Source organism: uncultured Polaribacter sp., assembly GCF_947495205.1.
Classification (GTDB): domain Bacteria; phylum Bacteroidota; class Bacteroidia; order Flavobacteriales; family Flavobacteriaceae; genus Polaribacter.
In genome coordinates this window covers 22479-34809 of the sequence record NZ_CANLXV010000010.1, presented here as the reverse complement: position 1 = coordinate 34809, position 12331 = coordinate 22479, and the positions used below count along the sequence as shown (strand labels likewise).

Annotated in this window: 9 protein-coding genes; all 9 read left to right on the top strand. The window is 27.7% G+C overall.

Translation table 11 applies throughout. The features are described from left to right. The first annotated feature begins 538 nt into the window (after positions 1-538). The 9 genes from Q0762_RS10580 to Q0762_RS10540 are packed head-to-tail and all read left to right on the top strand — an operon-like array spanning position 539 to position 12276. Complete coding sequence (locus Q0762_RS10580; protein WP_298766725.1) at positions 539-1843, top strand: hypothetical protein; 1305 nt, start codon at positions 539-541, stop codon at positions 1841-1843. A 1-nt stretch (position 1844) separates the two neighbouring features. Further along, entirely contained in the window at positions 1845-2276 is a 432-nt protein-coding gene (locus tag Q0762_RS10575) for a hypothetical protein (RefSeq protein WP_298766724.1), read from the top strand. A 3-nt stretch (positions 2277-2279) separates the two neighbouring features. Next, positions 2280-3749 carry a hypothetical protein gene (locus Q0762_RS10570; protein WP_298766722.1) on the top strand — a complete coding sequence of 490 codons (1470 nt, stop codon included), beginning with the start codon at positions 2280-2282 and terminating at the stop codon, positions 3747-3749. Between the two features lie 6 nt (positions 3750-3755). After that, positions 3756-7130, top strand: coding sequence for a hypothetical protein (locus Q0762_RS10565; RefSeq protein ID WP_298766721.1), 3375 nt, complete (start codon positions 3756-3758; stop codon positions 7128-7130). A 10-nt stretch (positions 7131-7140) separates the two neighbouring features. Further along, positions 7141-8355 carry a hypothetical protein gene (locus Q0762_RS10560; RefSeq protein ID WP_298766720.1) on the top strand — a complete coding sequence of 405 codons (1215 nt, stop codon included), beginning with the start codon at positions 7141-7143 and terminating at the stop codon, positions 8353-8355. A 3-nt stretch (positions 8356-8358) separates the two neighbouring features. Continuing rightward, a complete protein-coding gene (locus tag Q0762_RS10555) occupies positions 8359-9978 on the top strand; it encodes a hypothetical protein (RefSeq protein WP_298766718.1) in 1620 nt (539 codons plus the stop codon). After that, the gene (locus Q0762_RS10550; RefSeq protein ID WP_298766716.1) at positions 9978-10685 is read left to right on the top strand and encodes a hypothetical protein; all 708 of its coding nucleotides are present in this window, start codon (positions 9978-9980) and stop codon (positions 10683-10685) included. Before Q0762_RS10555 ends, Q0762_RS10550 begins: the two co-directional genes overlap by 1 nt. Further along, positions 10682-11422 carry a transglutaminase family protein gene (locus Q0762_RS10545; protein ID WP_298766714.1) on the top strand — a complete coding sequence of 247 codons (741 nt, stop codon included), beginning with the start codon at positions 10682-10684 and terminating at the stop codon, positions 11420-11422. Before Q0762_RS10550 ends, Q0762_RS10545 begins: the two co-directional genes overlap by 4 nt. Before the next feature lie 14 nt (positions 11423-11436). Continuing rightward, complete coding sequence (locus Q0762_RS10540) at positions 11437-12276, top strand: DNA/RNA non-specific endonuclease (RefSeq protein ID WP_298766712.1); 840 nt, start codon at positions 11437-11439, stop codon at positions 12274-12276. The last annotated feature ends 55 nt before the right edge of the window (positions 12277-12331 follow it).

The window sequence follows — 12331 nt, the reverse complement described above, 5'->3', positions numbered from 1 at the left end:
TAAAGATGATACCTTTAAAATAGCGTTTTTTGATACGATGAAGCGTATGTCTCAGATATAATAAATTGATTTTATGTGTGATGATTCAGCTTATTAGTATCGTAAGATAAAATCTTAATTCTAATACATGTAAAAGTGTTTTATATTTGTATTTTTTTTGTTATTACTTCAAAACAAAAAAAAAGTCTATTTTACTGTTAATCAGACTTGTTTGCAAGGCTTTCAGAAAGTTAATGTGCTCTTATTATCTTTATTACGGAAACCCGTAATAAAACTACTTACAATTATTTTAGTTTTGTTTATCATTCATAAGAAATTGAGATAAACGAACTTTATTATGCAGTCATTTAACACAAAACTTGAATTTTAGTTAGCATTAGAATTTATTAATTCAACTACGAGGCATTAATTGTTTTTTGGCTTTAAAATAATCTTTTTATCAAAATGATTTCAATAAAAATATACTTTGTATACATAGAAATTGATGTTCACTTATGATTGATATTAAATAAATACTGATTTATTAAATATTGATTTTATGAAAAAAACTTCCCCAAAGTTGATAATTTTCTCAATGTTTGTGCTAATTGGCATAAGTTGTCAGAAAGATAAACTCCATAATCGAACTACAAAAAAAGAGGTCACTACCAAAGAAATCAACAGTGCTATTGAAATAGATGAAGTTAATTTTTATTTTGAAAACTCATCATCAATGAATGGTTATTTGAAAGGTGACAATTTTTTGGAGAATATGACAAGGGTTATAGGGAATTCAAAAAGTAAAAAATTAAATACTTTTTTTGTAAATACTGATGTTCATCAAACAACCGATATCTTAAATAGAATTGAAAAGAACCAGATTAAAGTTGGTAACATTAGGAGTTCTGATCATCAATTTATTTTTAAAACAGCTATAAAAACAGCTTTAAAAAACAATTTAAGTATTGTTGTTACAGATGGTATTTATTCAGTAAAAGGGAAAAACCCTAGTATTGTTTCAGTTAAAATTGAACAAGCATTCGAAAAAGCTTTAAGAGAAAATGAAATTGAAACAGTAGTCTTAAAAATGACTTCTAATTTTGACGGAACCTATTATTCTGAATCATGTAAACCTGGACACAAAGCAATTAAAATTAACCAAGTAAGACCCTATTATATCTTTTTGTTTGGAGCTAGAAAAGTTATTAATAAAACACTAGAAGAAATAGTGATAAAAAATGATTTAAAAGGTTTAGAAGAAGAGTCTAGGTTTATTATAACCAAAGATTTAAAAGTTAATTATACTGTATTAACCCAAGGAGAAGAAAAAGAAGGGAACTTTAAACAATCAGGTCATAAACCAGTTGTAAAAGAAATTGGTGACGCAGAAAAATTTTCTAAAAAAGGTGTATTGCTTAAAGATAGATATCTTCAATTTGGAATAGGAGTAGACTATTCTAATCTTTCAATTCCTGAATCCTATTTATTAAATACTTCAAATTATTCAATAGAAAACAATACTGGTTACCAAGTCCAAGAAGTAAAAAAAGTTAACGAATTAGATAAAACAGGTAGGTCATATAAATGGATTAATAACCAAAATAAAAAAGGAAAATTTAAATACACACATGTTTTGGTTGTAAGAGCTAAGAAAAAATTATATGGTGATTTGAATTTGAGTCTTGATATTAATTTCCCTCAATGGATTATTAATTCTGGTACAGATAACGACTGTAGTATAAAAAACAATACTTCAAGAACTTTTGCATTTCATAGACTTATTACAGGAGTCTCAAAAGCGTATCAAAAAGTGAATAATAAAAGAATTTTTTTTAAAATAAATATAATAGTTAAAGCAGATTAATATGAATGAAATTGTTGCGTCACTTTATGAACCTTTTTTTAATTGGGATACTTACCAAGACCTTTTAAATGCAGTATTTAACAATCTTGATTACGGAAAGATTGGATGGTTAATTTTAATAATTCCAATAATAATACTCATCATTTTTTATAAATTTTGGGATCCTGTAAGTTCCTCGAAGTTTAAATGGTGGATTACTATGTTAATTATTTCAATTTTAGCATACATAAGTACATCTGCAATTATATATAACAACCCTGAAATTATTCAGTATTTAGGAGACTATACCGGTGAAAATGGACAGCTAGATGCAAATTATTTTATAGTTCAAATGAGTTTTGTAACGTTTGGTTACTCTTTAATTATAGCAGTTATTTTATCAATTATCCCTTTCAGATTTTTAAGTACAAACAATAGAAATAACCCTTTTTAAATTATGGCAAATAAATTATATGTTTTTGGAATTGGTGGTACTGGCTCTAGAGTTATAAAAGCTTTAACAATGCTATTGGCATCAGGTGTAAAGTTAGATGAAAAGTTTGATATGGTAGTACCAATTATTATTGATCCTGATACTGCAAATGGTGATTTAAATAGAACAGCTGATATTTTAATGAAATATCAAAACATAGCTTATAAAGCAGGTGAGGATAATACGCTATTTGGAACTAAGATTAAAACATTAACGCAATTAACGAATGAAAATCTCCCAAACTTAAGTAATAATTTTAAGTTTAGTATTGATGGAAGTGGACAAAAGTTTGGAGAATCTATTGATTATAATGGGTTAGACGATGAAAATAAAGCTTTAATAGATTTGCTTTTTAGTAAGGAAAACATAGAGGCAGATATGACTGTTGGTTTTAAAGGAAATCCTAATATTGGAAGTGTAGTTTTAAATAAAATTGTGGACTCACAAGAATACCACGAATTTTCTAATTCCTTTAATGAGGGCGATGCGATTTTTATAATAAGTTCAATTTTTGGAGGAACAGGTGCCTCAGGATTTCCTCTTTTATTAAAGAACTTAAGAACAAATGATGCAAACAGACTTAATTCAGATAAAATTAGTAGGTCTGCAATTGGTGCTATTTCTTATTTACCATATTTTAAAGTATCTGATAATAATAACAATGAAAAAGAAATTGATTCAGCAACATTCTTTGGGAAAGCCAAAGCTGCGTTGAGTTATTACAAACATGCAATATTTAACAACAATTCGTTAGATGTTTTTTATCATATAGGGGATAAGGCAAATAATAACATGAAATATGCAGAAGGAAAAGCAGATCAGAAAAATAAAGCTCATTTTGTAGAGTTAGCTGGTGCTTTAGCAATCCTAGACTTTGTGAAAAATATACCTTCTTCCATTCAAAGTAATGTAACAGCAATAAAAGAATTTGGAATTGAAGATGATAAGGGGAAACTAAAATTTGATAGTTTAGGACAGGATGCAAAAGATAAATTAAAACTGCCTTTATCTAAGCTATATTTATTAGATAAGTTTGTTGAAAAATCGATGACAGAATTACTAAAATCTCCAGGGCATTATAATGGCGAAAATGGAATAACAAAAGAATTCTATAATGCAGATTTTTATAAATCTGAGTTTTTGCCTTTTCTAAATTACTTTAAAGAATGGGTAGACGAATTGAAAACGAATGATATTTCTTTTATGCCATTCCATGATAATCAACAACACGATTCTTTATTTGATTTCATAATAGGAAACCAAGTTTCTAAAGGCGGATTGCTATCAAGAAACAAAGCTACTGGAGATATTTTAATTAAATCTGCACATAAATTAATTAAAAGTGGTGAATTAGATAAAGAAGAAGAAGAGTCAAGATTTATAAAAGTTTTTGATAAAGTTTTAGAGGAACAAGTTAACAACATTCTAAATTAAAATATAATGGCAAAAAAAGTTTTTAGAATACATAGTCAAGGAGCGTTGACAAACGATTGGTTTTCATCTACGCCTATAAACAGTACTTTAATTAGTAGTATTAATACTGACGGGGGAAACGGTAAGAAATTACCAACATCAATTCCAAGTCCATTTGCAAGAATAGATTTAGTAAGAACAGCTTTTAATGTTGTTGGAAACTCTGGGCAGTTAGATGGTGTTGAAAAGAATGGAAAAGCAACAGGTTCAGATAATCATAAATTAATTTCTGATGCATTAGATATTGGTCAAATTTTATTTAATTATAATAAATATAAAGATAGTTTAGAATTTGTTGCTTGGGATAAAACGACTAGTTTAAACAATCTATTGAACGGAAATGAAGAGCAAAAACATTTAGGAAAAACATTAGATTTATTCTTAAAACAAGATAGTTCTCAATATAATTTTGATAATTTAGATAAATTATATATCATAAAATATAAGCATAAAATTATTGGAGGTACATCACCTAGAACATTGTTTTTTGCAGCTCCGGGTGTCGAAGAAATTGATATTAAATTTGGTAACGATATCATGTTAGATGACGGTTTACATCCTTTATATAAAAGAGATAAAGAGTATGTAAAATATTTATATGCATTATCTAAAATGGCTAATTTTAACTCTTATTTTCCTGAGTTTAATATCTATTTAATAAGTAGTTTTGCTAAGTTGTCTCAAATTAATGCGAGTTTTTATAATGAATTAATGACTTTAAACCCTAGTCAATATTTAAATTCATTACAAAATGTTGTGTTTAATGGAAATGCAGGACAACCTCTAGAAGCTATCTCAGGTTTTTCTTTAAAACAATATGTATTAGATCCTGTTAAAATTCAGGACAATAGCGATTTAGTAATTACTACAATTAAATCCATACAAGGTTTAAAACCTTTGGTATTACCAGTTGAGCCTTTAAATTTAAGATATACTTACACATTTGATATTTGGAACCCAGCAACTGAAGTTCCTGTAGAAGACAAACGCAAATTAGAAGATAGAACATTGCCTGAACAAGGTGATAAGTATCCCTATTTGACAATGAATGATTTTCTAACGGATTCTATTATAAAATTACCCTATGATATTGATAAGGATAATTTTTTTACTGTTGGTGAAAACAAATATTTATTACCCTTAACAAAGAAATTTTTTGATTATTTTAATGTTGAAGATATTAAAGATGGAAATTTTATACAGTTTAATGCTAGGGCAGGAAATTGCCTTGAGGTAGTTTTAAATATTCCTATTAAAAGAGGCACGATTCAGTATACAAAAATCTATTATCCAAATAACAATACGGACCCTAAAAAAGGAACTATTATAGAAAAGTCTTTCGCTTTTTCTATTTTTCCATTTGTATATAGTGATCAAACGGATATCACTTATTCATTAGGATTGGCCGATGTTTCCCCTCAAAATGGGAGCAAACTAGATATTGAAGTAATTAACACCAAAAATAGTAACCAGAATGTTAATAAAGTTCAAAAACAACGTTCCCAAAGCCCCTATATTACATCTCAAACAATTATTCAAAATAGTTTTGATGCGGTAGCTCTTAAATATAATGATTCAGTAAATTATTTAATTCCAAATTGGCCAAAATATAAAGGAGCAGGAGGAGATGATTATGAGTTTGCCATTGATTTTGGTACAACAAATTCTCATATTGAGTATAAAATAGAAGGACAAGGAAGCGAAAAAGCATTTGATATTTCTAAAAATGATGGTCAAATAGCCTTTTTAATGCCAGACAATACTCCTAAAAGAGGAGCTGCAATTACAACTGTTTTAGATGGAGAATCACATTTAAAACAAGAGGTTGTTAGTAAAAGTTTTGGTAAAGATGAATTGAGAAACGCACCTTTTAGAACTTGTTTGGTTCAAAATAAAGAAGTTAACTATGATAAGCCCACTTTTGTTTTTGCAGATGCAAATGCTGGTTTTGATTACGAAAAAGTAGCTATTAGAAAGTATTTAAAAGCGTTTACAGATTTAAAGTGGGCAAATAATGAAACGGATAGTAATAGACGTTTATCTCTTTATATTGAAGAACTACTAATGTTGTGTAAAAATAAAGTATTAATAAATGATGGTAATTTAACCAATACAAAGGTAACATGGTTTTATCCATTAAGTATGTCTTCTGCTCATTTAAGTCGATTGAGAAAAATATGGAAAGACAACTTTAAAGCAGTTTTTGGTTCAGATATTAATTTAGAAAATTTAATAAATTTTCCAGAAAGTATTGCGCCTTTTTATTATTATAAAGCAAAAGGAGGAATTAAAGCGATGGCAAAACCTTCTGTTTCTGTTGATATAGGTGGAGGTACTACAGATATAATGATTTATGCTGATGGTGAACCAAAACTAATTTCATCATTTAAATTTGCAGGGAATGCTATTTTCGGAGATGGATTTAATGGTAGTATTAATACAAATGGCTTTGTTCAAAAATATTATCCAAAATTTAAAGAAATTCTAATACAGAATGACTTAAAACCTGAGTTAGAAATTTTAGAAAAGCTATATAACGATAATCAATCTTCTCAAGATATTATAAATTATTTCTTCTCCTTACATGAAAATAAAAACATAAAGGATAAGCAATTAAAAAACCTTGATTTTTCTGAGAAATTAGCAAATGATGGTGATCTTAAAATTATCTTCTTATTATTTTATAGTTCTATAGTATATCATATTGCTGAATTAATGAAAGTAAAAGGATTAGAGTCTCCTAGAAATATTGTATTCAGTGGTACTGGTTCTAAGACTCTACAAATTATTGATCAAGATACTAGTAAGTATTTATCTTTAAAAAGACTTTTTGAAGCTATTTTTAATAATGTATATAATGAAATGGATTCAAATATTTCTGTAAGTGCAAGTGAAAATCCTAAGGAAGTTACCTGTAAAGGAGGTTTTTATATAGGTAAAGAATTAGAGGATTTAAATCATACAGATCTAGTAGAAATAAGTGTTGGAAATTCTGATGAATTGACAGTGCAGAGTATTAGTAAGGTAACAGATAGTACTATTAAATACAAGGATTTAACAAAGTCTTATGTTGGCGGTGTAATTAAAAATGTGGAAAACTTTTACAAGTTATTTAATAAGCTAATGGTAGAGCAAAACTTTAAAGATAGTTTTGATGTCTCTAATAAATCAGCTAAAATTTTCAATGATAATAAATCTTTAGATTTATTAGATTACGAATTACAAGGTATAGATCATTTAAAGTCTGATACTGTTGATGACGAAACTCTTGGAGAAACTTTATTCTTTTTCCCTTTAATCGGAAAACTAAATGAATTGGCAAGTGAAATTGAAAACCAATAATCCAAAAAGAATGAAAAAATTTATAATTGGATTCATAATCAGTTTGCTCCTCACAAATAGTGGCTACAGTCAAGTTACCAAAAAAGATAGTATAGAAGCATTCAAGAAATTAAATAAATGGGCAGTGGTTAAATTAACCATTGCTTACATGGAAGATTTGAGAGATTGGTCTTCTAAGACTGATAAGAAACGATTTAATACAAACCAAAAAATAGAGTGGGAAACTTATAAAAAGTTGAATGATGAGTATTCTGAACTAAGAATTGCTGTAAACTTAGATAGTGTAAGTAAATATTTATCAAAAGGTTGGGTAAAAACAAGAGACGAAGTCTTTAAATCTTACAAGTTAGAATTAATTGACAGTGTAAAAAGCATTCATTTTAAGAACATAATTTTTAATCCTGAGAAAACAAAGATAGTTTCTAATCGAACAAAAGTAATAGAAGGTATTAATAAACACTATGATAAATTAATAGCTAAAAAACACACAATACTTTCTAGTTCTCGTCAAAAAATAATGAATCCTAAGAATTTAGAAAACAGGTCGATTATACATAAAGTGGGAATAGATTGGGGGCAAATGACTTTATATGTTTTATTGGTAATTTCAATCCTATTAAATGTTTTTTTAATAAAATTAAAAAGTAAAAAGAAAGTCAAAGATAACGTTAAAGAAAAAAAACAGAATTTAGAAAGTTTTTATAAAAGTGAAAATAAAACCCTAAAGGAAAAAAATAAAAACCTTATAAATGAAATTAATCAATTAAAGACTAAAAAAACTTCTACAGTTGAAAAGAATAACCTTGTTAGAAATAGAAAAACCCAAGTAGAGAAAAGTTTAGAATTTCAACAACCTATTGAAGAAGCTAAACCTATCACAGTAGCGTTTGAAAATTCTGAAATTAAAAAGAAGTTCATATACTTTCCATCACCATTTGAGGAAAGAAGATTTGCAATCGAAGATGCAAGTGAAATAGAAAAACCTACTTCTTTATATGTTGTAAAGGTTGATGATAATGTCAATAGAGGTAGCATTTCTTTAATTGGAACAGCAGATTTATCAAGAGCTTTAAATTCACCTAATATATATTTAGAAACAGTTTGTGAATATGAGAATGCATATAATTCAGAGGCAAAAGGTATAAATGTAATAGAAGAAGGAGAAGTTGTTTTTGAAGGCGAAGATTGGGTGGTGAAAAGTAAAATAAAAATCAAATTTATTTAGAGTATGTACGGAATTTTAGAAGTTATAATTATTATAGGAATAATTGCTCTTCAGATAAATATAGCAAGGAATTTATGGCATAAAATAATTCAATATAAAGCAATTTTTGATTTTGAGACTTTACCTGTAATTTCTCAAAAACGTGTTTCAAGAAGTGTTCTTAAAACTGGGAATGTAGAAGAAATATTACTTTTTGATGAGGATATAGCTGGTGGTGTAAATATAACATACCTTGAGTATTCGCAGAAAAGTAAAGTTCTTAATACTATTGTAAAATACATAAATGTTTATTTAATTAAAAACAAAGGTGCATCTATTGATTTTTATCTTATTAAAGATATTGTAGACAAACACACGTCAACAATTGAAAACCAAATTGAAAATAGAATACCAGCTCCTTTATACTTAGGATTGGCTGCTACTATGATAGGTATTATAATAGGGTTATTTTCCGTTTCTTTTGACGGTGGAAGTAATGCCTTAGATTCAATTCAACCTTTAATTAATGGTGTGAAATGGGCAATGTCTGCGAGCGTAATTGGGTTAGTTATAACAACTTTTTTTTCTATAAAAGTATATAAAGATGCACAAACTGAAGCAGATGAAGAGAAGAGTGAATTCTTATCAAAACTACAGTCTGAATTAATGCCGAAAATGGCAACAGGAAAGATGCCTGAAGTTGCCATTCTATCTGATAAATTAGATGTTTTTGCAAGAAATACAACAGGCTCAATATCTCAACTTGATAAAATTGTAAGTACAACTTCCAATACAGTAGAAAGAGAACAAGAACTTATAAAAGATATAAGAAAGTTAGACGTTGCAAAAATCACAAAATCTAATGTCGAGGTTTTTAATCAACTAGATGTAATGATGGAGTCTTTTAATAATTTTGCAAATTATTACAATCAGTTAAATAATTCAATGACTGGTACAACTGAACTTGTTGGTAAATTGCAGCAGTTTGTTGGGGCTACAAAAAATATTAATATTGTTTTAGATAGCATAAAAAATAATATAGAAGAAAGCAATTCAGCAACTACTTTTTTTAATAAACATATTCAATCTTTTTCTAGATATAGTGATGCAGTAAATGATGCTGTTATTTCTACTGAATCAAAAATGGCTAAGGCAATAAATGAGTTAGGTAACTTATCTTTAGAACAATTTAATTCATTTAATGAAGCTGTAGCTGGGTTTGATTCAAAACTATCTACAGCGTTTACGCAATCTATTGAAAAATTTACGGAGGCAATGGATGCTCAAATATTAAGGACTGAGCAAGCTTTTGAAAATAGTCGACCAAAGTTTGAAAAACTTAATCATTTGGATCAGTTACTTCAGTTAGGTAGTATTGACAAACGAATAGAAAGTTTAGATAAAAATATTTTACAAGGGTTTAATAATAGTAGTCGAGATATTATTACTGCAATAGAAAAAATTATTAAAATCAGAGAGATTCCAACCTCTAGCGTTTCGACAGATTTTTCTTCTAATATTAAAGAGCCTATTAAGCAGTCTGTTTTTGATAAAACAACTAATATCTTAAAAGTTGGTGCTTATTTAACGATTCTTAGTTATGGTATTCATTCGTTATTACAATATTTTAAGGTATTAAATTAATGAAGAAATCAGGATTTTTTTGGGTGAGTTTTGCAGATCTAATGACAAGCTTGTTTTTCATAATGCTCGTGTTATATGTAATTTCTTTTGCTATTCTTCAATCGAAACAAGGCATTCTAGAAGCTCAAGCTAGTCAGCTAAAAGAAATAAAAAATGTTCAAAAAGCGATTGAAAATTTAGATACAACCTATTATCATTTTGATAAAGAGAATAAAAGATATAAGTTAAATATTGATGTTAGATTTAAATCAAACAGTTCAAATATTAATGACATTCCTAAAAAGACCAGAATTGGTCTTGGGAATGCTGGTAAAAATTTATATAATAAAGTAAAAAGTATAATAGATACAAGTCAAACAGTTGATTATCTTCTCATTATCGAAGGTAACGCTCAAAGGTCTAATAATAATTGGGTTAGAAATCCAAATATGGGATATAATTTAAGTTACAAAAGAGCATTGTCCTTATTTAATTATTGGAAACGAATGGGAGCAGATTTTAATAGTTTAGGAAGTCAGTGTGAAGTGATCTTAGCAGGAAGTGGATATTTTAGTCATTCTAGAGATGAAGAAAATGAAAATAACAACAGACGATTTACAATTCAGGTAACATCTAAAGTTGGAAAATTTTTTCATAAAATAGAAGAACCTTTGGAAGTGGAAATTAATAAAAATAAAACGTCCTTTTTTGAAAATATGTTTAAATGAATGAAAAACTAATTATAATAACATTTCTTTTAACAACTGCTTTCTTTTTTAATTCATGTAATAGCTGTTCAAGGTCTGGACGTGCAAAAATAATTGCAATGGCAAAAAAGGAAGCAAGTAAGAAAAAAACAATTCCAAAACCAAACACAATAATAAAAAATTTAAAACCTCAGGTTATTAATATAGAGGATATAGTTACTCCAAAAGAAAATGTTACAATAAAAAAGGACTTGATAAAAAATAAAATTCCACCTGCAATTGGTCATTTAATTCAGGTAGAAGGTTTAGTTTTAAAAGAAGTAACAGAGTTAAATATAAAATTAAGTACTAGTGGCTCTCAAATTGAGCAAATATTAGTGTTTCAAGATTATATTAGAAAAAATTGGCATTATATATACGATCCTGTTACAGGTAAGGATACTTGGAGGTCTGCAGAGGCAACACTTTCGTTAAAGTATAAAAACCAATATTCTGGAGATTGTGATGATTTTGCAATTTTGATAGCTTCAGTAGCAAGACAAATAGGTTTAAGATCAAGAATGGTTGGAGGTTATGATGGTGATAGTGGTCATGCATTTGCAGAATTTTTAGTGCCAAAAAAAGAATTATCAAATAAATTATTATTAGGTAAGGATTATAGAAAAGATACTTCTGGTAAATGGATAAGCCTTGATTGGTTTAAAGGAGAAGATCATGATAGATTTATTCACAATATTAAAATATTTGAAGATATATAAAATCAATTTTTTAAATGAGTGCAAAAAAAAACTTTTCTTGTTTAATAATATTTCTGCTTTTTACTAGTTGTATCTCAAAATCAGCACAAGCAAAATTAAAAGGTAAAAACGTTAATCAAGTTAATAAAAAAATTAGTGGGGTTAATAAAATCAATATTTCGTCTAAAACAAGTAGAGCAGAATATCAGCCAACTTCTTCTTATGATCAAATAATTTCGCATAATTATTTTACACTTTCTTATAGTGAAAAAGATGAACAGCCAGAATGGGTTTTTTATAAAGTTTGTGTTCAGAATTATAATAAACTAACTAGAAGAACAAATGATTATAGAGAGGATCCATTGGTTAAAACAAGTTCAGCATCACCAAAAGATTATAAAGGTAGTGGCTATGATATGGGGCATTTAGCTCCAGCTCATGCAATGGCTCAAAACTATAAAGCAATGAGCGAGAGTTTTTATTTAAGTAATATTTCTCCTCAAAAAGCTTCTTTTAATAGAGGTATATGGAGGTCTTTAGAAAATAAAGTAGAGTTTTGGTCGAGTTTTAATGATTCAATTTATGTTGTAGCTGGACCTATTTTAGACAATCCAATTGATATAATTGGTAAAAATAAATTATCTGTTCCTAGAGCTTTTTATAAGACACTTATTAGTTTTAAAGGAGGTAAAGCCAAAGGTTTGGCTTTTATTATTCCAAATAAAAAATCCACAAAATCAATTTATACTTATGTAACATCAATTGATGAAGTTGAACAAATAACAGGAATTGATTTCTATCATTATCTTGATACAGCTATTCAAGAAAGAGTAGAAGCTAATTTAGATGTTAAAAAATGGTTGTCAATGAAATAATTTTTCACCCAATTAATATTTTAATTGAGTGAAAAAATTACACTCCCACATCAAG

Coding starts and splice junctions, on each gene's coding strand:
- Q0762_RS10580 (WP_298766725.1), top strand. CDS start 539: ATGAAAAAAACTTCCCCAAAGTTGATAATTTTCTCAATGTTTGTGCTA.
- Q0762_RS10575 (WP_298766724.1), top strand. CDS start 1,845: ATGAATGAAATTGTTGCGTCACTTTATGAACCTTTTTTTAATTGGGAT.
- Q0762_RS10570 (WP_298766722.1), top strand. CDS start 2,280: ATGGCAAATAAATTATATGTTTTTGGAATTGGTGGTACTGGCTCTAGA.
- Q0762_RS10565 (WP_298766721.1), top strand. CDS start 3,756: ATGGCAAAAAAAGTTTTTAGAATACATAGTCAAGGAGCGTTGACAAAC.
- Q0762_RS10560 (WP_298766720.1), top strand. CDS start 7,141: ATGAAAAAATTTATAATTGGATTCATAATCAGTTTGCTCCTCACAAAT.
- Q0762_RS10555 (WP_298766718.1), top strand. CDS start 8,359: ATGTACGGAATTTTAGAAGTTATAATTATTATAGGAATAATTGCTCTT.
- Q0762_RS10550 (WP_298766716.1), top strand. CDS start 9,978: ATGAAGAAATCAGGATTTTTTTGGGTGAGTTTTGCAGATCTAATGACA.
- Q0762_RS10545 (WP_298766714.1), top strand. CDS start 10,682: ATGAATGAAAAACTAATTATAATAACATTTCTTTTAACAACTGCTTTC.
- Q0762_RS10540 (WP_298766712.1), top strand. CDS start 11,437: ATGAGTGCAAAAAAAAACTTTTCTTGTTTAATAATATTTCTGCTTTTT.